Origin of the sequence: Sphingobium sp. LMA1-1-1.1 (assembly GCF_040676365.1) — a bacterium.
Classification (GTDB): domain Bacteria; phylum Pseudomonadota; class Alphaproteobacteria; order Sphingomonadales; family Sphingomonadaceae; genus Sphingobium.
The window spans coordinates 240,381-262,516 of sequence record NZ_JBEGHS010000001.1 but is presented as its reverse complement, the minus strand read 5'-3'; the positions used below and the strand labels follow the sequence as shown (position 1 = coordinate 262,516).

The window sequence follows — 22,136 nt, the reverse complement described above, 5'->3', positions numbered from 1 at the left end:
CTGCCCGGAAAAGGCAGGCCAGCCCACAATCGACAAGGGAACTATCGCCCGATGGAACGTCGTGAATTTCTGGCCTCGATCGGCTGCGTGGCTGCCTCGGCCCCGCTCGCGAAGGCCGGTGCGCGGATCCCCGCCGAGCCGGCCGGTCTCCAACTGCCGATGCCGCCCCCGCGCACCACGATGTCCCTGCCCCCCGAGCCGGAAGAACCCGGACGCCTGCTGCTGGACCGGGCCTGGCAGTTTCACCAGGGCGATATCCCCTTTCCCGCGATAAAAGGCCATGGCTGGAGCTATGCCAATGCCAAGGCGGGTCAGGCTCAGGGCGCCGCAGCGGTCAATTTCGACGATTCGGACTGGCCGCTTGTCAACCTGCCGCACGACTGGGCCGTCGACATGCCGTTCGACCGCGATGCCAACCCCTCGCAAGGCTATCGCCAGCGCGGCTATGCCTGGTACCGGCGGGCGGTGCGGCTCGACCCGGCGGATCGCGGCAAATATCTTGAACTGCAATTTGGCGCAATCGCGACAAATGCCACGATCTGGATCAACGGATCGGTCGCAGCCCACAATTGGAGCGGGTATAATTCCATCTATATCGACCTGACCCCGACCGCGCGTTTCGGCGATGATCTCAATATTATCGCAATCCGGGTCGACGCGGAAAAGATGGAAGGCTGGTGGTATGAAGGGGCGGGCCTTTACCGCCACGCCTGGCTTGCCACGCGACCGCCGGTCCATATCCGGACCGACGGCGTCCATGCCGATCCCCGGCGCGGCATCGATGGCCGATGGACCGTGCCAGTCACCGCTTCGCTGGCCAGCATTCTCAAGACCGAGGCCATGGCGACGCTCAACGCGGTGCTGAGCGATGCCGAGGGTCGCACCGTCGCCAAGGGCACGGTCGAAGCCAAGGTCCCTCCGCTAGGCAGCGCCGAGGCGAAACTCGAACTGGCGGTCCCCTCCCCTCGCCTCTGGTCCGTCGATGATCCCAATCTCTACACCCTGCGGCTTTCCCTTGCGGGTCCGACGGATGCGGAGGACCAGCGCGTGCTGCGGATCGGATTCCGCACCTTCCGTTTCGATGCCGACAAGGGCTTCTTCCTGAATGACCAGCCGTTCAAGATCAAGGGAAGCTGCAATCACCAGGACCATGCCGGGGTCGGGGTCGCGATGCCCGATGCGCTGTGGGAATGGAGGATCCGCAGGCTGAAGGACATGGGTTCCAATGCGATCCGTTGTTCGCACAATGCACCGCCGGTCGAACTGCTCGACGCCTGCGACCGGCTTGGCATGCTGGTCATGAACGAGAACCGCAATTTCAACACCAGCCCGGACTATATCGAACAGTTGCGATGGCTGGTGCGACGCGATCGCAACCGGCCCAGCGTGATCATGTGGTCGGTGTTCAACGAAGAGCCGATGCAGGGCAGCGAGGCCGGATATGAAATGGTCCGCCGGATGGCCAGCGAGGTCAAGGCGCTCGACCCCAGCCGTCCGGTTACCGCGGCCATGAACGCCGGCCTGTTCACACCGCATAATGTCAGCCAAGCGGTCGACGTGGTGGGCTTCAATTACCAGCCCGGCCTGTATGACCGTTTCCATGCGGCGCATCCGGACCTACCGATCACCAGCTCGGAAGACACCAGCGCCTTCATGACGCGCGGCGCCTTCCAGAATAATCCTGACCATCATGTCTTCGCATCCTATGACGATGAGCGTTCCAGCTGGGGCAATACGCATCGCGAGGCATGGAAGGCGGTCGCGACGAGGCCGTTCGTGGCGGGAGCTTTCGTCTGGACCGGCTTCGATTATCGGGGCGAGCCCACCCCCTATGAATGGCCTTCAGCGTCCTCTTTTTTCGGGATCATGGATCTGTGCGGCTTTCCCAAGACCGCATATTGGCTGCACAGGGCCCAATGGGTCGACGACCGGCCGCTGCTCGACCTTGCCCCCCACTGGAACTGGGCCGGGCGCGAAGGCGAGCCGATCACAGTAATGGCCATGACCAATGTCGAACGCGTCGCCCTGTTCCTCAATGCGCGGCCGCTCGGCGAAAAGGTGGTCGATCGCTTCGAAATGCCGCGCTGGCAGGTTCCCTGGGCGCCAGGCCGCCTTGAAGCGGTGGGCTATCGCGGCGGAAGGCGGGTAGCCCACGCCCTTGTCGAGACCACCGGCGCACCCGTTGCCCTGCGCCTTACGCCGGACCGAACCGTCATGTCGGGCGACGGCGAGGATGCGCAGCCGATCACCGTCGATGCGGTCGATGCCCGCGGCCGCCATGTTCCGACGGCGCAACTTCCTGTCCAATTCGCGATCTCGGGCGGCGCGATCATCGGTCTGGGCAATGGCGATCCGAACAGCCACGAGCCCGAAAAGGGTGATAACCGCAAGCTGTTCAACGGGCTTGCACAGGTCATCGTGCGCGCCGATTCCGGAGCGGGCCCGCTTCGCCTGACTGCCCAGGCGGAGGACCTCAGAACCGGACAGGTGAGCATCGCGCGCGTCGCAACCACCCCGCGCGCACAAGTTGCCCCAACCCCTTCGGTGCAGACGCTTGAAGGCTGGCGGCAATCCCCGGCATCCTCGGACAAGCCGGATCCGATGCGGAAACCGATAGATTCCGACATGAACAGCTGGCTATGGCTCGGCACGGGCCAGATCGAAGCAGCGCAGGGCGAAGGCAACTGGATCTCGCTGCGCGCCACCTTCGTCCCCCGACGCCGCGTACAGGCCAATGGCGGAATATTGCGCTTCGGCGGGATCGTCGGGCGTGCGGAGATCTGGCTGGACGGGCGCAAGGTCGCGGAGAAGCTTGGCTTCGTGGAGGCTCCGCTGGACGTGACAGTGCCCGCCGGCAGCGAGGAACATGTCGTCACGCTGCTGGTGGAAAGTCGACCGGGTCTGATCGGTGGCCTGTCGCAACCGGCGACAGTTGGCGCGCGATGAGGCCGCCTGCGCGATGGCGGACTTGGAATATGTTCAAATTTGCCGTTTACGGTCAACGGCTCCGATAATGCGGCATCAGAAGACCAGAGCATTTCCACTCATAGTGGAAATGCTCCAGGCCGATGGTCGGCGCTCGCCCCCGCTGGACGAACGCCGACCGCCGTGCATGGGCGAGTTCAGTCGATCGCGACCACCGCAACAGCCTTTGCAGGCAGATCGAAGACAAGTTTGCCGTTCACCATGCGCCCGGAATAGGCGACCGGCTTTACGGTTTCAGGCTTGTCGAAGCTGTTGTGCGAATCCATTGCCGCGCCCTTCAACACCCGGCCCTGCCCCTTGCCGGTGAGATTGGTGGTGACCCGTGCCGACTTGTTGGGATCGAGATTGACCAGCGCCAGCCACATCTTGCCGTTTGCATCCTTCGCCGCGGAAGCGTCGACCATCGGCAGATCGACATTACCCAGCACATAATGGGGGCCGCTTACCGTCGCAGGGAACGGTGTCGCTCCCTGGAATGGAAGATAAAGGTCGAACAGATGATAGGTCGGCGTCAGGGTCATCCGGCCCTTGTCTGTCAGGATCATCGCCTGCAACACGTTCACCATCTGGGCGATATTGGCCATCTTCACACGTTCGGTATGACGATGGAAGATGTTGAGCGTCAGCGCCGCCACCTCAGCATCGCGAATCGTGTTCTGCTGGTAGAGGAAGCCCGGCGTCGATCCCGGCTCCTGATCGTACCAGGTGCCCCACTCGTCAACCACCAGGGCAACGCGCTTCTTCGGATCATGCTTGTCCATGATGGCTTCGTGCTTCGCAATCATGCCATCCAGAGCCATGGCGTTGCGCAAGGTCACGGCCCATTCCCGTTCGGTAAAGCCGGTCGCCTGACCCTTCTTCGCCCAGTCTCCCGGGATCGTATAATAATGGAGGCCGATCCCATCGAAGATCTTGCCGGCCCGTTCCATCATGACATCGGTCCAGTTGAAATCATCAGCGCTACCGCCACTCGCCACGCGGAAGGTTCCGGGTGCGTGAAGGCGCGCATAGGAACCGAACTGGCGGCTCAGGTCTGCGGCAAATTCGGCACGCATTTCCCCTCCGCAGCCCCAGCTTTCATTGCCGACGCCGATATACTTCACTGTCCAGGGCTTGTCCCGGCCATTGGCGCGGCGCTCCCTGGCAAGAGTGGAGGTTCCGCCGGCGGTCATATATTCCATCCACTGCGCGGTGTCGCGCGGCGTGGCAGAACCCATGTTCGCGGCAACATAGGCATCCGCGCCGATCAATTCGGAAAAGTTCATGAACTCGTGCGTGCCGAACGTATTGCTCTCCGGCACACCGCCCCAAAACTTGTTCATCCGCTCAGGCCGCTGCGCGGTCGGCCCGATGCCGTCGCGCCAGTCATAATCATCCGCAAAGCAACCGCCGGGCCAACGGATCACGGGCACCTTGATCCTGCGCAGGGCGTCAACCACATCCTTGCGGTAACCGTTGATATTGGGAATGCTCGAGTCAGGGCCGACCCAGATGCCTTCATAGATCCCCCGGCCCAGATGCTCTGCAAACTGACCGTAAACCGCGCGCTCGATCTTCGGTCCGGCTTTGGTCGTATCCACCGACACGTTAACCGCAACCTGTGCGCCGACGCCCGAGGCAACCATCAAGGCAGCGGCCCCCATCGTCACGCGATGCAACCACTTCATTCCCATTCTCCCATCGTCCATTTTCTTGCATGGCGGCAGGCTGCGGCCTTCGGGGAAGCAGAGGCCATCGCCGCGACGCTCCGCAGCAGCCATGAACCAGATTATGCAGCCGAGCTGGCTGGAACGAAATCCGGCTTCCCCCCACAGGTTGACAGCGTCACTCGCCCATCATTTGAAGGATTAAGTCAGACAAGTCAATCTGACTGCGATGATGTCGCAAAAGGGCATGGCTTTGCTGCCGGCTGACAGCAAATTTCCAACGCCGGTTCCGGCCGCGTAGTGACTTATCGGGTTTGGGTCGCTACTGGCTTGGTATCCAGCAGGGCCAGATGAACCAGATCAGCCATGGCCTTACGTGCAGCGTCCGGATCACCGGCCTTGACGCATTCGAAAACCCGGCGGTGATCGGGAATGGCATCGCGGCGCAGCGGCGCCACTCGATGCTTGAAAACCGTCGTCCAGGCAACGGCCGCGCTGACTCCGCCAGTAAGCGTCATGATGAACGGATTTCCGGTGGCCTCGAGCAAGGCAGAATGGAAATCCTTGTCCGCCTCACGACCCGCCTCCGTTCCAAGAGTGTGCTTGGCCATGTTGTTGATCGCCGTCTCCATCCGAGCGACCTGTTCGCTGTTCCGCCGTATGGCGGCCAAGGCTGCAGCCTCAGGTTCGACAAAGCGGCGCAGTTCGAAAAGGCTCTCAAGCAAGAAATCGCTCGGTTCGAACTCGAACATCCATTGCAGCACATCGGGGTCCAGCAAGTGCCATTTGTCGTGCGCACAGACCTTGGTTCCGGTCTTCGGGCGCGATTCGACCAGGCCCTTAGCCGACAGGATCCGCAGTGATTCGCGATAGGCCGTCCGCGAAATCTTCAATCGCTCGCTGGCATCGACTTCGCCGAGCAACAATTCTCCCGGCTTATAGCGGCCCGATACAATAGCGATGCCGATGTCGCGCGCGATCGTACCATGTATGCGTAATCTCTTGCCGTCATTGACGGCATCCTTCCGGGCGGCGATTTTTTTCATTAATTACCTTTCCACCGCACAGAACACAACGTCCACAGAAGCCCTGCTGACCAGCCGGTTACGCGCTTTCACCCAATAATGGAATAACTCTTAGAACATTCGCTATTCTATGCAAGGGATCGACAGAATCCCCCTTCAATCAGACAATTATGATTCGTCTGATGAAAATGAATTTTTATATGTGATAGACCGGTTAGATATGCGATCCACTGGCCCCATGATTGCGCGGTCGAACGGGTCATGCGGCCAGAATAGCCCGACTGCCTTAAAGGCCGTAAGAAAAATTCACGATTGCCTGAATTTTATGTCTGACATATCCACGGACAGATGGATTGCGACGGAGCCGCTGGTGCGGCGCGCAGCAAATCCATCCCGATAAGAATGAATCGTAAATGGAGATCAGACAGTGCTCGCTCTCGCCCTCGCAGCCACATCGGCGATCGCCATCACCTCGCCCGACAGATCCGTTGAAATGCGTATCGCTACGGACGGCACGACCTATTCGGTCACGCGCAACGGCGAAACCATCGCCAACGAGGCCCCGCTCGGCATTGTCCTGGCCGACGCGCCACCATACCGAGCCCTTGAATCGATGAAGGTTCAACGTCGCTCGGTCAATCGCACCTTGCCATTGATTGCGACCAAGGCCAGCCAGGCGACCGATCACTACAATGGTGCGACCATCCGCTTCCAGGAAACCGGCGCAGGCGGACGCGTCCTCGAAATAGAGGCGCGCGCCTATAATGACGGCGTTGCGTTTCGCTATGTCATCCCCACCGGCAGACCGGTCGCCATCGCCGGCGAGCGAACCGGCTATCGCCTGCCCGCCGGTACGCATTGTCTTTTCACCGAAACCAGCGGCTCGCATGAGCGGGAATGGCAAGACATCCCGGTCTCCGCACTCGACCCCAACAAGCTCTATGACCATCTGGCAACCTGCGCCACGCCTTCGGGCCGCAATCATTTCGCCATTCTGCAGTCGGGGATAGAAGGATATACCGGTTCAACCCTGCGCCGTTCCGGAGATAGGCTGCAAGTGGAGTTGACCCCGCGCAAGGACCGTCCTTCGGTTGCCGTTCAGTCAAGCAATGGCGTTGAAACGGCCTGGCGGGTGATGATGCTGGGCGACCGGGCCGGCGACCTCATATCCTCTGAGCTCGTCGGCAACCTGGCGCACCAGCCGAGCGGAGATTTCTCCTGGGTGAAGCCCGGCAAGGCCGCCTGGGACTGGTGGTCAGGCCCAACGCAAAGCGAAAAGCCCACCATGGAACGCTATCGCAAGTTCATCGACTTCGCTGCCGATTCCGGGCTGCCTTATTTCCTGATCGACGCCGGCTGGGCCCTGAATTCCGGCGGCTGCTGCGCCGCCAACAAGGACACCGACATCCTGCGCGCCGAATTCGGGATCGATATACCAGCGCTCGTCAAATATGCCGAGGGCAAGGGCGTCGACCTCCTGCTGTGGGTTCACTGGGAACATCTCGAACCGCGGATGGAAGAGGTGCTCGACCACTACAGGAATTGGGGCATAAAGGGGATCAAGGTCGACTTCATGGACCGGCAGGATCAGCAGATGGTCGAATTCTACACGCGCGCGGCGCGCGAGACCGCCAAGCGCAGACTCCTGCTCGACATGCATGCCGCTTTCCTGCCTGCAGGGATGCAGCGGACCTATCCCAACTATATCACCCAGGAAGGGGTGATGGGTGCGGAGTATGACAAGATTGGCTGGGGCGCCGTCACGCCGGCGCACAATGTCAAGCTGGCCTATACGCGCATGCTCGCGGGTCCCATGGACTACACCCCCGGCGGCTTCCGCAACGGCGGGAAAGCCGCCGGACCCAGCGACGGATCAATGCCGGTAAGCCAGAACAGCCGGGGTCAGGCGCTCGCCATGTATGTGGTCTACGACAGCCCGCTCCAGATGGTGTCCGACGCGCCGGAAGCCTACGCCAATGCGAGCGGGTTCGACTTCATCAGGATCGTCCCGACGGCCTGGGACGAGACCCGCTTCATCGACGGCACGCCCGACAGCCACATCGTTCTCGCGCGACGCAAAGGGCGTGATTGGTTCATCGGCGCGATGAACGCCGGCGGTGCACGAAACGTGATCGTCCCGCTCACCCTGCTCGGCACGGGCCGGTTCGAGGCGCAAATCTGGCAGGACGGCGCGACGCCCAACGAAGTGACTACGAAATCCATCACCGTCACCAGCCGCGATTCCCTGACCATCGCAATGACCGACGGTGGTGGTGCGGCAATTCGGATCCGTCCAATCGACTGATCCCGCCCCAAAGCTTGGGCAGGTGCGCCCGTCCTGGCAGCAACGTCGGGCTATTTCGTTGATGGTGCCTCCGGATCAAGGGTCAAATTGCCGCATTGCGCAACGCGCGAGCAAAATCTTCATCCTGCTTGCGACCCGATCTTGATAGGCGGGCATCTATTTTGTATGACAAATAGAAATGGTTGTTTGGGAGGAATTGTCTGAAATGAGAGTTAGCCACAAGCGGGCCGCAATGTCAGGCCTGACGCTGCCATTTTTGTTGGCGGCGACTAACGCTCTGCCTGCCCAAGCCGAAACACGGGGCGTGGCCGATCCTGCCAAATGGCCGCAGGCACGCAGCGCGGGCCTGATCGACGACCGGACGGAAGCGAAGATCACCGCATTATTGGCCAAGCTGTCGCTGGAAGAAAAAGTCGGACAGATGATCCAGGCCGATACGTCGGCGATCCAGCCGGAGGACCTTGTCAAATACCCGCTCGGCTCGATCCTTGCCGGCGGCAGTTCGCCGCCGATCGGCGCGCCCGACCGTTCTCCTGCCGGGCCGTGGATCGCGACTGCGCACGCCTTCAACCAGATCGCAATGCAGAAGCGTCCGGGTCACGTGCCCATCCCGATCATGTTCGCGATCGACGCGGTGCATGGCAACAACAATGTGGTCGGGGCAACGCTGTTTCCCCACAATATAGCGCTGGGCGCCGCGAACGACCCTGACCTGATCCGTCGCATCGGGGACGCCACTGCAAAGGAGATCACGGCGGCAGGGATCGACTGGGCCTTTGCTCCAACGCTGGCGGTCGCGCAGAATGATCGCTGGGGCCGAACCTACGAAAGCTATTCGGAGGATCCTTCTCTCGTCGCCGCCTATGCGGGTCGCATGATCGAGGGACTGCAAGGCAAGCCGGGAACGGGCTCCATCCAGACCGGAAATGTCTCCGCCAGCGCCAAGCATTTTCTGGGCGACGGCGGTACCACCAACGGTATCGACCAGGGCGACACCGATATCCCTGAAGGCCAGCTGATCGCCATTCATGCGGCGGGCTATCCTCCGGCGATCAACGCCGGAACGCACACCATCATGGCGAGCTTCAACAGCTGGCAAGGCGTCAAGATGCACGGCAACAAGTCCCTGCTGACCGATGTTCTCAAGAAACGGATGGGCTTTGACGGTTTCATTGTCGGAGACTGGAACGGACATGCCCAGATTCCCGGCTGTACCGCGACAGACTGCCCGGCCTCCTTCAATGCCGGGCTCGACATGGCAATGGCACCCGATAGCTGGAAGGGGCTGTTCGATAATACCGTGAAGCAGGTGCGCGCAGGGGTGATCCCGATGGCCCGGATCGACGATGCCGTCAGGCGGATCCTGCGCGTCAAGTTCAAGGCCGGACTCTTCAACCCGGCCCGACCGTTCGAACAACGCAGCGATATGATCGGGTCGCCGGAACACCGGGCACTGGCGCGGGAAGCGGTCCGCAAATCGCTCGTTCTCCTGAAGAATGATGGCGTGCTGCCGGTGAAAGCAGCCGCGAATATCCTGGTCGCGGGAAGCGCCGGGAACGACATTGGCCAGCAATCCGGGGGCTGGACGCTTTCCTGGCAGGGGGACGGCAACACCAATGCCGATTTCCCCAATGCCCAGTCGATCTTTTCCGGGATCGCGGAAGCCATGAAATCGAGCGGCGGCAGCGCGACCTTCAGCGCGGACGGAAGCTATGCCACCAGGCCCGACCTGGCGATCGTGGTGTTCGGCGAGAAACCCTATGCCGAGGGCAGCGGCGATATCCGCTCCCTGGAATTCGAGCCTGGCGACAAGAAAGCCCTCGCGCTGCTCAAGAAGTTGAAGGCTGCCGGTATCCCGGTTGTCTCCGTATTCCTGTCCGGCCGTCCGATGTGGGTCAATCCGGAACTGAACCAGTCCGACGCCTTTGTTGCCGCCTGGTTGCCCGGAAGCGAGGGGGGCGGGATAGCCGATGTGCTGGTCGGCGATGCCGAGGGTCAGCCACGCCAGGACTTTACCGGCCGGCTTTCCTTCAGCTGGCCCAGGACAGCAGCCCAGTTTCTCCTCAACCGGGGCCAACCGAGCTACGACCCGCTGTTCCCCTTCGGATATGGGCTGAGTTACGCGAAGCCGGGCAAGGTGGGATCGCTCGACGAGGTTCCCGGAATCGACGGCACCCCGATCAACAAGAGCCGCTACTACATCGATGGGCACGTCCAAAAGCCATTTACGCTGCAGATCGATCCCGCGATCACCCGCACAGCGGTGGATTCGGCGATGCGCCAGGAGGGCGCGATGCAATTGAGCTGGCGATCGGCGGCCAATGGGAAGGCGACGATCGACGGCGAGGATATCGACCTTGGCTTTGAAACCAATGCCGAGATGATGTTGCAGATGGTCTACCGGGTCGATCGCCCCGCAAGCGGTTCGATCACGCTCACAATGGGTTGGGGCACGATCAATGCAACCGACCTGTTCCGCACGGCCGGGGGATGGAAAACGGTGCGCATCCCGCTCAAATGCTTCGCCCAGCGCGGCGGCGGCGACATGGCGCATGTCCACCCCGCATGGAGCCTGTCCGCGACCGGCCCGCTGACCGTATCGATCGCCAATGTGGAATTGACGACACAGGCGCCCGGCGGCTTCTGCCCGCCGCGAAACTGACGACGCCTGGAAAGGGAAAATGTCATGCAAAGCGTGAAGAAATGCCTTGCGCTGCTGCTTGCGCTGCTCGCGGCGCCGGTCGCGGCCCAGACAGAGCATCCGATCCCGCGCCTGGAAAGCAGGGGCGGCAATCATGCGCTCATTGTGGACGGCAAGCCATTCCTGATGCTGGGAGCACAGGTCAACAATTCGGCCAACTACCCCGACATGCTTCCCGAGGTCTGGCCTGCGATCCGAAAGATGCACGCCAATACGGTCGAAGTCCCGGTCGGATGGGAACAGATCGAACCTGTGGAGGGGAAATTCGACTTCTCCTTTCTCGACACCCTCCTGCCCCAGGCCAGGGCAAACAATGTTCGGCTCGTCCTGCTATGGTTCGGAACCTGGAAGAACACCGCGCCGGCTTACGCGCCGGCCTGGGTCAAGCTCGACCAGAAGCGCTTCCCGCACATGATCAATGCCAAAGGCGAGGTCCATTACGCCCTCTCGCCGCACTATCGATCGACGCTGGAGGCCGACAAGCGGGCCTTCGTGAAGCTGATGGAATATCTCAAGAAGAACGACCCGCAGAACACCGTGATCATGGTTCAGCCGGAAAATGAGGTCGGTTCCTATGGATCGGTCCGCGATTTTTCCCCGATCGCGCAAAAGCTCTTTGATGGGCAGGTGCCCGCCCCACTACTCAAGCAGATGAAGAAGCAGTCGGGCACATGGCGTCAGGTTTTCGGCGGCGATGCCGACGAATTCTTCCATGCCTGGTCGATCGCCAGCTACATCGACGAGATCGCCGCTGCCGGCAAGGCCGTGAAGCCCCTGCCGATGTACGTGAACGCGGCGCTGGCCGGCGCCTTCGGCCGCCAGCCTGCGACCACCTATTCGAGCGGAGGCCCGGTGCACTTTGTCATCGACGTGTACAAGGCCGCCGCTCCGGCGATCGATATCGTGGCGCCGGATATCTACACTCGCGACCACGCGGCCTACATGGCGTATCTCGACTATTACGACCGGCCTGACAACGCGCTGATCGTCCCGGAAACCGGGAACGACCGGGATTTTGCGAGGTTTTTCTTCCCGGTCGTCGGCCGCGGTTCGATTGGCTTCGCCCCGTTCGGCATGGACTACACAGGCTATTATAATTATCCGCTCGGCGCCAAGGATCTCGACGACGCGACGATGGAATTATTCGCCCGTAACTATCGGCTGTTCGCGCCGATGCAGCGGGAATGGGCCGCCTGGGCAGCGCAGGGCAAGACCTGGGGCGTGGCTGAACCGACCGACCCGAAAGCCGAGCACAGCCAGAAGGTCGACATGGGCAAGTACAACATGACCGTTACCTTCGGTCAGTGGCAGTTCGGCACGGACAAGCCCACCGGCAATGCCGAGCCGGTCGGCGGTCTCGCAGTTGCCCAGATCGCCGAAAACGAGTTCCTCGTCACCGGCTTCAAGGCGCGCGTCTATTTCGGCCTTTCCAAACCGGCGCCGTTTGAATCGATGATGATGCTGCGCGTCGAAGAAGGTCGTTACGACAACGGCAAATGGATTTTCCGTCGCGTCTGGAACGGCGATTCGATCGATTACGGCCTCAACTTCACCGATCGCGAGCAGGTGCTGCGCATCACATTCGCCGCCGTCAAAGGCACGCCGCCGATACCCGTCGGCAATCCCAACTGATCAGCCGGAGCAATACAGCCATGTCCCTTTCCCGTATCGCGCTGTTTGCGCTGCTCGCCACCGCGAGCACCTCGGCCATCGCCGGCAGCTATCAACCCATCGACAACGGCGTTGTGGTCACTCCTGACGCCGGTGCCGCCAAGCGGGTCCGCGTGATCGCCTATGGCGATGATAGCTTCCGCGTCACTGCGGTACCCACCGGCGATTTCAACGAGGTCCCCGAAAGCCTCATGGTCAATGCCAAACCAGCGGGAAAGCCGGTGGTCACCCAGTCCAAAGGCAGCGTCACGCTGAAGCTGCCCGGCGCGAGCGCGGTGATCAATCTGGCCAGTGGACAGGTCAGCTTTCTGGATCGCGCGGGCAAAGCTGTCCTGACGGAATCGGGGCGTAGTGCGTTTCGCCCGCGTGACGTGGAAGGCAAGCGCTGGTTCACCGTGTCCCAGCAGTTCAATCCCGGTACCGACGAGGGCTTTTATGGCCTGGGCCAGCACCAGAACGGCCAGATGAACTATAATGGCGAGGACGTCGAACTCGCCCAGCACAATATGGCGATAGCCGTGCCCTATGTCGTTTCGACGCGGGGATACGGCCTGCTGTGGGACAATGACGGCATCACCCGCTTCGGCAATCCACGCCCCTATGAATTCGTCGGCAAGGATCTGAAGGTCACGAGCGACGGCAAGCCGGGCTGGAAGGCCGAATATTTCCTGGGCAAGTCGCGCGCCGCGCTGCGTCAGGAAGATGTGATCGACTATCAATATATCGAGGACCAGGCGAAATGGCCGGCGGCGGCAAAGGCCACGACCAAGGCGTCAGCCGACAGCGGGCAGAACACCGCAGGCGTCGTGACCCAGGAACAGCAGGTGGTCTGGACAGGCGACGTGACGGCGGACACGACCGGCGAGCACCGATTCCAGATATATGGATCAAGCTATTTCAAGGTCTATGCCGACGGCAAGCTGGTCATGGATCACTGGCGTCAGAACTGGAACCCCTGGTATCATAATTTCAAACTGCCGATGACTGCCGGCAAGCCGGTCAAGATCCGCATCGAATGGACCCCCAACGCCGGATATATGGCGTTCCTGCACAACAATCCCCTGCCCCAGAAGGACCGGCATTCGCTGTGGATGACATCGGATACCGGAAAGGCGGTGGACTATTATTTCGTTGGTGGCGGCTCGATCGACAAGTCCATTGCAGGCTACCGGAAGCTGACCGGCAAGGCGACGCTGCTGCCCCAATGGGCCTATGGCTTCTGGCAAAGCCGGCAGCGTTACGAAACCCAGGACGAACTGCTTGGCGTGCTGCGTGAATATCGCAAGCGCGAGATCCCGATCGACAATATCGTGCAGGACTGGTTCTACTGGCCGCAGGACCAATGGGGCAGCCACAGGTTCGATCCCAAGCGATTCCCCGATCCCCAGGGCATGGTCGATGAAATTCACGCGCTTGATGCGCGGGTCATGATTTCAGTCTGGCCCAAATTCTATCCCAACACCGAAAACGCCAAGGAGCTGGACAAGAACGGCTGGCTCTATCACGGCAATCTTGAAATGAAGAATCTCGACTGGGTCGGGCCGGGATATCTCAACACCGACTACGATGCCTATTCGCCCGGCGCGCGCAAGATGTACTTCGACCAGATCAAGCGCGAACTGGTATCGAAGGGCTTCGACGCCTGGTGGCTCGACGCGACCGAACCGGATATCCACTCCAACCTGTCGATCGAACAGCGCATCAAGACCATGGGGCCGACGGCGATCGGCGCTGCGGAACCGCTGTTCAACAGCTATCCGCTTGTCCATGTCGAAGGCGTTGCCGAGGGGCTGCGCGAGGCACGGCCGGACGTTCGCCCCTTCATCCTGACCCGTTCGGGTTTTGGTGGCCTGCAACGCGCCAGCGCGGCGATCTGGTCGGGCGATGTGGCCGCGCGGTGGGACAATCTGCGCGAGCAGATTTCGGCTGGCGTTAACGTCTCGATGTCCGGCCTGCCCAACTGGACGCATGATATTGGCGGCTTTGCGGTTGAAGACCGCTATACCAACCAGGACCCCGCGCATCTGGCGGAATGGCGCGAACTCAACCTGCGCTGGTTCCAGTTCGGCGCCTTCTCGCCACTGTTCCGCAGCCACGGGGAAACGCCGTTCCGGGAAATCTACCTGATCTCGGACAAGGATCCAGCGATGCAGGAATCGATGATCTGGTACGACAAGCTGCGCTACCGGCTGCTGCCCTACATCTACACCACCGCAGCCGATACCTGGTTCAAGGATGGATCGATAATGCGCGGTCTGGTCCAGGATTTCGGGTCTGACCGCAAGGTCTGGAACATCGACGATCAATATATGTTCGGCCCGGCATTCCTCGTCGCTCCGGTCACCGATTTCAAGGCGCGTAGCCGCAAGGTCTACTTGCCCGCCGGTTCGGGCTGGTACGACTTCAATAGCGGTGCCTTCCATACCGGCGGGCAAGAGATCGACGCCGCTGCGCCCTATGAGCGCATGCCTTTGTTCGTTCGTGCCGGATCCATCGTGCCGACCGGGCCGGCGATCCAACACACGGGCGAAGAGCCGGATGGCCCCATCGTGCTGCACGTCTTTACAGGTGCGGACGGGAGCTATTCGCTCTACGAAGACGATGGCACCAGCGAAGGCTACCGCAAGGGCGCTTTCTCGCGTGTCGCGATCCAGTGGAACGACGCCGCGCACAGCTTGACCATCGGCAAGCGCGAAGGCGAATTCTCCGGCATGCCGGGGAAGCGCGCAATCTCGGTTCGCTTCTACGACAAGGCGACGCGGCAGCCGATCGACTTCGCGGAGAACGGCAAATATTCAATCGTCTACGACGGCAATCCGGTCACCATCACCATGCGGTGAGGCGACCGGGCAAATCTCCGTCGACATGAAAAAGGCCGGCCCTGATCCTGTCAGGGCCGGCCTTTTCATTGCGGTCAGGATGCAGAAAGCAGCCCCGCCCCTTGCAGCTTCACCACCGGCACCATCTGCCCCGGCGCTGGCTTGGGGAAGTTGATCTCCAGCGCATCGTCGTCCTGCTTCCAACCCAGCTTTCCGCCGCCCACCAGTTCGGCCTTCGCTATGGTCGCACCACCCAGCGCGCGCCTGCCAAGGGACGTTATCCGCGCCGTGTCGGTCGGCCACAGCAGCATGATGGCATAAAGCGCGCCCTTGTTGGTGGTGAAACGCACGTCCCGCTCGGTGAAGTCGCTCGCGCTGCCTTCATCCATCCGTCCGCCGGGTACGCTGGTCGGCCCCTCGCCGAAGCTGCGCCAGGGACGGCTGCCGAAGATCGCCGCGTCGCCATTGACCTTCAGCCAGGCGGCAATGCCGTCGAGGATCTTCTCCTCCTCGCTGTCGATCGTTCCGTCACCGCGCACAGGCACAGACAGCAGCAGGTTGCCGTTCTTCGACACGATGTCGCTCAGGCGTTGGATGACCTTTTGCGCCGGTACGTAGCTCTTATGGTCGAACCGTCCGCGGTTGTAATGCCAGTCACCGATGCAGGTGCAGGTCTGCCAGGGCTGCTCGCGCATGACCGGAGAGAAGCCGCGTTCGACATCGTTCATCAGGCCGCCCTGCATATAGTCGGTCAGAATCTTCGACGTCAGCACTACGTTCGGGCTGCCATGCCATTCGATCGCACGATTATAGTAATGAGCCACGGCTTCCAGGCCCACTGAACCGAAAGGTATTCGCGTGTTGTCGAAATAGACCATGTCGGGCTTGTACCGGTCGACCAGTTCGTTCTGGCGCAGCAGCCAATTGCGGACGAAGGCGGGGTTCTTTGCCGCCGCCTGTTCCAGCCAGCGCCCGTCATGGACGTCGTGCCAGGATTCCATCGCCTTGTTGCTGGCAATGCCGTCCGGAGCGACGAAAGCTGGCCCGACATAAAGCTCCTGCGGGTCGAGCCCTTCCCACCACTTGCCCTGGCCGTCCTCCTTGCGCAGGCGGAAAGCATCATAGCGCTGTCCCGCGCGCGGGCCTTCGGGATCATAGCCATAGGCGGGCTGATACCAGTGCCAGGCATGGGCGATATGATTGCTGACACCAAAGGGCAGACCTTCGGCGCGGGCCGCCTTTTCCCACCCGGCCACAATATCCCGCTTCGGCCCCACACGCGTCGCGTTCCACGAATGATGGCTGCTATCGTAAAGGTCGAAATTGTCGTGGTGGCCGGCCATCGCCATGAAGTATCTGGCGCCCACCTGCCTGTAGCGCTTCAGAAGAGCGGCCGGATCCCAGGCCTCCGCCTTCCAGCGATTGATGATCTCCATGAATCCGGTGTCGGCAGGATGGCCGTAATTGGAAAGGTGATGCTGGTAGGCGCCGCTGCCAGGAAGATACATCAACCGGCCGTACCAGTCGCCCGCCTCCGGCTGGCATTGCGGTCCCCAATGAGCCCATATGCCGAACTTGGCATCACGGAACCATTGCGGGGTTTCCCAGCCATCCACCAGCGACGTCCAGTTCGGCTGGAAGGTTACCGCCGGGGCCGAAGCCGACATCATGGCGCCAAGGCCGAGGCCTCCGGCAAGCAGGTTGCGCCGTTCAAGACTGAACAAGTCATCTCCTCCCTCGAATCTCTATTGTCTGATTTATTATCCTTCGTTAGCCATGACATCAACCGAGAGGAAGGGGCATCGATCCGGAAAACGCACGGGGCGATCCAGCTGTCAGGGCGTGCTGCCATGTCGCGGCGGCGGAGGACGGCCAGACGAGAGAGCCGATCTGCCTTCCGGAACCTCCGCCCGAACTTGAAAGGCCCGAAATGAAGCTGATCCCTGCCCTGTTCCTGCTGTCTGCATCTGCAATGCCTGCAATCGCATCCGCACAGACGTTGGAACTCGATACGCCCCTTTCCTCCCACGCGGTCATTCAGCGCGATCGTCCGATCCCTATCAGCGGCCAGGCCGCGCCTGGCAGCAAGGTGACGGTTGCGATCGGAGCCGAAAACTATTCGGCCAATGCCGATCCGCAAGGGCGTTGGCGCATCACCCTTCCACCGCGCGGGGCTGGTGGTCCCTATGCCGTCACGCTGCGCAGCGGCACCGAGGTCATCAGCCTGGACGACATCATGGTCGGTGATGTCTGGCTCTGTTCGGGCCAGTCGAACATGGAATTCACGCTGCGCCACGTGACCAATTCGGACGCCGAAGTAGCCAGCGCAGGCAACACGATGCTGCGCCTGCTGAACGTTCCGCGGCAATCCAGCCCGCGGCCGCAGGACCGGTTTACCGCCCCCACCCCCTGGCAGGTCTCAACACCCGCCTCGGCTGCCGATTTCTCGGCCGCCTGCTTCATCATGGGGCGCGAATTGCAGCTTCACCAGCAAATACCGATCGGCCTTGTCGCCGCCAGTTGGGGCGGATCGCCGATCGAGGAGTGGATCAGCCGTGAGGCCTTGCAGACGATCCCTCGCTACACCGGCGAACTTGCGCTGCTCGATACCTACGCCCGCGATCCGCAGGCGGCATCAGCAGAGTGGACCAGCATGACCCGCAATGCGCTGGGCGAAAGGGAGACCGCGCCCGCCGACGCGAAATGGCAGGATGTGCCGGGCCTGCGCTTGTGGGAAAGCTGGGGGGTGCCGTCGCTCGCGAACTTCGACGGGATTGGCTATTATCGCGCCACGATCACCCTGACCGCGGCGCAAGCGAAGCAAGGCGCGAAACTTTCGCTCGGCGCCATAGACGACGCGGATTTCACGCGGGTCAACGGCAAAAGCGTGGGAGTGGAGCGCGGATGGACGACCCTGCGCAACTACCCCGTTCCGCGCGGCACGCTCAAGCCGGGCAAAAATCTGATCGACATTACGGTGGTCGACAGCGGCGGCGGCGGCGGTCTGTGGGGCGATGGTCCACGCAATCTCACTCTGGCGGATGGAACCAGCATCCCGCTGGAAAAATGGAGTTTTGCAGCCGGCGCTCCGATAAACCAGATTGGCGCGCTTCCCTCTGCGCCGTGGACGGGCGGCGCCGGACGAACCACGCTGTTCAGCGGCATGATCGCCCCGCTCCACAACTACCCGGTCAAGGGCTTCGCATGGTATCAGGGGGAGGCCAATGCTGGCGATGCCAAGGGCTATGCCAAGCTCATGCCGCTGATGATTGCCGATTGGCGCAAGCGATTTGGCGCGACGCCCTTCATCATGGTTCAACTCGCCAATTGGGGGCCGCTGGTTTCCACCCCAACGGACGACCCATGGGGCCAATTGCGCGACGTTCAGCGTCAGGTTGCCGACGCCGATCCCCAGGTCGGCATGGCCAGCGCGGTCGATATCGGCCAGGTCGCGGATATCCACCCGACCAACAAGCAGGACGTCGGGCGCAGGCTTGCCTTGGCTGCACGCCATCTGGCGCTTGGCGAAGCGGTCGAGGATCGGGGGCCTTCGCCGACAGGCATATCGCGCACCGCCAAGGGCATCGAGGTGCGCTTTGGCCATGGACCTCTGGTCGCCATGGCCGGAGCCGGCGCAATCGGTTTCGAACTGTGTAATGCAGCCGTGCAGTGCCGCTTCGTCCACGGCGAGGTTGCGGGCGACACGGTGACCCTGCCCGCCGACCCGGAGGCGGTCGAGGTGCGCTACCTCTGGCAGGCCAGTCCTATCGTCAACCTCTATAACCCCGCAGGTCTCCCGGCCTCGGGTTTCTCGCTGAAGATCGACCAGAAATAGTCCGGAACGCCAGATCAGGGGAGCAGCGCCATGCGCAAATTGAAGGCCCTGCTGGTGGCGGGACTGCTTGTGCCGGCCTGGCCCGGCTCCGCTCTCGCGCAAACCGCAACCCGGCCGCTTGAGGTCAGCGGCGGGGCCATTGTCGGAACGCGGCAGGCGGGTGTTGACGAATATCTGGGCGTGCCCTTCGCCGCGCCTCCCTTGGACGATTTGCGCTGGCGAAGGCCCCAACCGGTCGTGCCATGGACAGGCCAGCGTGAGACGCGCGCCTTTTCACCCGCCTGTGCACAGACCGTGACCTGGGTTTCCAACCCCAAGAGCGAAGACTGCCTTTACCTGAACGTCTGGGCGCCGCGTGAGGCGAAAGACCTGCCTGTCATCGTGTGGATCCACGGTGGCGCCATGAAAGGCGGCACACCCACCCAGCCCAACCAGCATGGCGCCAATCTGGCAAAGCGCGGTGCCATCGTGGTCAGCCTGAATTATCGGGTCGGCGTTTTCGGTTTCTTTGCCCACCCTGAGCTCAGGCGCGAATCGCCAGATAATGTCTCGGGCAATCAGGGCATCCACGATCAGATCGCCGCCTTGCGCTGGGTGAAGGACAATATCGCTGCCTTTGGCGGCGATCCGGGCCGGGTGACGATCATGGGCAGTTCGTCCGGCGGAGAATCGGTCGCCGTGCTGGTCGCTTCGCCGCTTGCCAAAGGCCTGTTCCACAGGGCCATCGCCCAAAGCGGGAACGATGCGCTGCCGATCAACCCGGAGGACAGTCATCGCTTTACCGACAATCGTACCGCCGAAGCAAATGGCGAGGTGTTCGCCAGGACGGCTGGGGCCACCAATCTGACAGCCTTGCGCGCGATGAGCGTGGAACAGTTGCAACAGCACATCTGGCAACCGAACGTCCACATTGACGGGCACCTGCTCCGTTCCGACATGACCACGACCTACCGCGACGGTGTGCAGAACGACGTGCCACTCCTGGTCGGTTGGAATGCGGAAGAAAGCAAAGACCTGACCGGCGGAACCACTTTCGACGCCAGGAATAGCGCCGGGTTGATGGGCGAGCTTTTGCCCCAGTCCCCTTCACCCGCGATGCTGGCCGCCTACCCCGCCACGACCGATGCGCAGGCGCGGGAATCGATGGTCCGGTTCGTCAATGACTGGTGGGGTTGGCGGATGGTGCACTGGGCGCGGTTGCAGGCCCGGTACGGACGCTCCGCACCCTATGTCTACTATTTCGCGCACCAGCCAACCAAAGCGGCTGGCCCATGCTATTATGCTTGCGGTGCGGGGCACGGCACCGAAATCCAGTATCTGTTCGACAACCTCTCGGTCGATCCGCGCGCGTGGAGCGAGAAGGATCGAAAACTTGCGGACCAGCTCGCCGAAACCGTCATTGCCTTTGCCAGCACCGGCAAGCCGGGCCGCAAGGGACTCTCTAAATGGCCTGCGTTCGATGGCTCGAACGCATCGATCCATGCGATTGGCGATGCGCCGGAACTGAAGGCGCATCCCCTGCCAGACTTTTCTCTGTTTGCCCCTTTGCCTTAAGCCAGGGCGGTTACTGCCGGTCGAGTTTCACCAGCAACATGTCGTTCGTCCGGATATCAAGCTTTTGCTCGAACCGACCATCGACGCCGACCTTGACGGTCCGGTCCAATTCCGGCGTGTCTCGGGTCTGAGCTTGCAGGCGGGCCAGTTGCTGGTCGGTCAGCTTGTCCGGCCGTCCCCATTCCATATAGGTGGTGTAGGCGTCGTTAGCCCGGTATCCGGTTCGGTACACGCGCAAGCGATAGGAGCCCGGCTTTACTGCTGCCAGCGACAGGCGCACCGGCTCCAGCTTCTGCGCAGGATGAATCCGCGTATAGTAAGGCCGGTTGGACAGCTTTTGATCGGGGATCGTGTAGTTCCAGATCAGTCCGGAGAAATTGTCGCCATCACGGGTCAGCCAGCTTTCCTCATCGCCGTTCCGCAACTCGGATTTGCCCAGCTGCGAAAGGTAGCGATAGGCGAAGTAGGAGGGCTTGCGCACACCCTCGCGCGTGAGCAATCCGAAGCCCCCATGAAAGGGTGTCGGCGGCGGCCCTGCTTCCTCGAACAGGTCGCTATAGACCCAATAGCTCATCGACTGCGCCGTCTTCTCGGTGCCCTTCAGCTTGTTGAGAATGAACGCCGCGTTGAGATAGGTATCGTGTATCGGGTCACGCGGATTGTAGCTGGTGCTCCATTCGGTGATGTAGAGAGGCAAGCCGGGAAAGGGCGAACGGTCGATCTCCCCGCGCACCTTGTCAACATCGTTGATGACCGCACGGCGATCGAGCACGAGCCGGTTGTCGCCCTCACCCTTCTCATCGAAGAAGCCCCCGGTAACGCCATAGGTATGGGTCGTCACGAAATCGACGGGTGAACCGACCTGCCTGGCGTGCGCAAGGAACTCAGGAACCCAGGCTGCCCCGGCAGTCGCCGGGCCGCCCACCTTCAATTCGGGATCGACGCCTTTGATCGCGCGGACGGTCGTGTCGTAGAGTTTGAAATAACTGGCCTGATCCCCTTTGGTCCAGAAGCCATCGAGGTTCGGCTCATTCCACACCTCAAAACGCCAGCTGCGCACTTCCTCGCGGCCGAACCGTGCTTCCATGTCCCTGGTGAATGCGGTGATGAAATCCGACCACTTCTGCCAGTCCTTGGGCGGCGAACCGTTGCCCTTCCAGTGAAAGATCGTGCGGCTGTCGCTGGCGAGGTCGGTCGGCATGAAGCCGACCTCGACGAACGGCTTGATCCCCGCTTTGAGCGCGTTGGCATAGACCTGTGCCACCCGGTCGAAATTATAATAGGGTCGTCCATCGATCTCGCGATAGGGATCGGTGTCATGCAGGAAGATCGCGTGGAAGCGGATATAGCGGAATCCGATCTCGCGCTGAGTCAGTTCCAACTGATCGACATTTTCACGCCGCAACAACAGTCCGCCATGGTCCGCGCCCACGCTGTCGCGCCACATCTGGTTGGTGTCGCCCGCGATTGCGCTCATATCGGCCGCCACTCGCCGGTCCGCCTGTGCCGGCGTGCCGGCAAGCAGCGCCGCGGCCAAAGCCAGAGCCAGAGACGGCTGCAGCGCGCGCCGGTTGACCATTTTCATCATCCACATT

Annotated in this window: 11 protein-coding genes; 7 read left to right on the top strand and 4 right to left on the bottom strand. The window is 61.7% G+C overall.

The genetic code is table 11. From position 1 onward, the window contains the following. Positions 1 to 51: 51 nt before the first annotated feature. Positions 52 to 2,946, top strand: a complete 2,895-nt coding sequence (gene galA / locus MRBLMA1_RS01325) for a beta-galactosidase GalA (protein ID WP_363734600.1) — start codon at positions 52 to 54, stop codon at positions 2,944 to 2,946. A gap of 176 nt (positions 2,947 to 3,122) precedes the next feature. On the opposite strand, the gene MRBLMA1_RS01320 is transcribed toward galA, so the two are convergent. Together MRBLMA1_RS01320 and MRBLMA1_RS01315 are read right to left on the bottom strand one after the other, a co-directional pair. Continuing rightward, a complete protein-coding gene (locus MRBLMA1_RS01320; protein WP_363734599.1) occupies positions 3,123 to 4,652 on the bottom strand; it encodes an alpha-N-arabinofuranosidase in 1,530 nt (509 codons plus the stop codon). Positions 4,653 to 4,936: 284 nt separating this feature from the next. Beyond that, positions 4,937 to 5,677 (bottom strand): FadR/GntR family transcriptional regulator, encoded by a 741-nt coding sequence (locus tag MRBLMA1_RS01315; protein ID WP_363734598.1) that lies wholly within the window; start codon positions 5,675 to 5,677, stop codon positions 4,937 to 4,939. Between the two features lie 406 nt (positions 5,678 to 6,083). On the opposite strand from MRBLMA1_RS01315, the gene MRBLMA1_RS01310 reads away from it, so the two are divergent. The 4 genes from MRBLMA1_RS01310 (at position 6,084) to MRBLMA1_RS01295 (ending at position 15,173) form a co-directional block, all read left to right on the top strand. Next, on the top strand, positions 6,084 to 7,961 hold the full coding sequence (locus tag MRBLMA1_RS01310; RefSeq protein ID WP_363734597.1) for a glycoside hydrolase family 97 protein: 1,878 nt from the start codon (positions 6,084 to 6,086) through the stop codon (positions 7,959 to 7,961). A gap of 205 nt (positions 7,962 to 8,166) precedes the next feature. Beyond that, a complete protein-coding gene (locus MRBLMA1_RS01305) occupies positions 8,167 to 10,623 on the top strand; it encodes a glycoside hydrolase family 3 protein (protein WP_414714745.1) in 2,457 nt (818 codons plus the stop codon). A 24-nt stretch (positions 10,624 to 10,647) separates the two neighbouring features. Further along, on the top strand, positions 10,648 to 12,294 hold the full coding sequence (locus MRBLMA1_RS01300) for a DUF5597 domain-containing protein (RefSeq protein ID WP_363734595.1): 1,647 nt from the start codon (positions 10,648 to 10,650) through the stop codon (positions 12,292 to 12,294). A gap of 20 nt (positions 12,295 to 12,314) precedes the next feature. Then, positions 12,315 to 15,173 (top strand): TIM-barrel domain-containing protein, encoded by a 2,859-nt coding sequence (locus tag MRBLMA1_RS01295; RefSeq protein ID WP_363734594.1) that lies wholly within the window; start codon positions 12,315 to 12,317, stop codon positions 15,171 to 15,173. A 74-nt stretch (positions 15,174 to 15,247) separates the two neighbouring features. On the opposite strand, the gene MRBLMA1_RS01290 is transcribed toward MRBLMA1_RS01295, so the two are convergent. After that, the gene (locus MRBLMA1_RS01290; RefSeq protein ID WP_414714750.1) at positions 15,248 to 16,822 is read right to left on the bottom strand and encodes an alpha-L-fucosidase; all 1,575 of its coding nucleotides are present in this window, start codon (positions 16,820 to 16,822) and stop codon (positions 15,248 to 15,250) included. A 260-nt stretch (positions 16,823 to 17,082) separates the two neighbouring features. On the opposite strand from MRBLMA1_RS01290, the gene MRBLMA1_RS01285 reads away from it, so the two are divergent. Both MRBLMA1_RS01285 and MRBLMA1_RS01280 read left to right on the top strand, forming a co-directional pair. After that, positions 17,083 to 18,987 (top strand): sialate O-acetylesterase, encoded by a 1,905-nt coding sequence (locus tag MRBLMA1_RS01285; protein WP_363734592.1) that lies wholly within the window; start codon positions 17,083 to 17,085, stop codon positions 18,985 to 18,987. 30 nt (positions 18,988 to 19,017) lie between these two features. Continuing rightward, positions 19,018 to 20,541 (top strand): carboxylesterase/lipase family protein, encoded by a 1,524-nt coding sequence (locus MRBLMA1_RS01280; RefSeq protein WP_363734591.1) that lies wholly within the window; start codon positions 19,018 to 19,020, stop codon positions 20,539 to 20,541. 10 nt (positions 20,542 to 20,551) lie between these two features. On the opposite strand, the gene MRBLMA1_RS01275 is transcribed toward MRBLMA1_RS01280, so the two are convergent. After that, the gene (locus MRBLMA1_RS01275; RefSeq protein WP_363734590.1) at positions 20,552 to 22,129 is read right to left on the bottom strand and encodes a GH39 family glycosyl hydrolase; all 1,578 of its coding nucleotides are present in this window, start codon (positions 22,127 to 22,129) and stop codon (positions 20,552 to 20,554) included. Positions 22,130 to 22,136 lie beyond the last annotated feature (7 nt).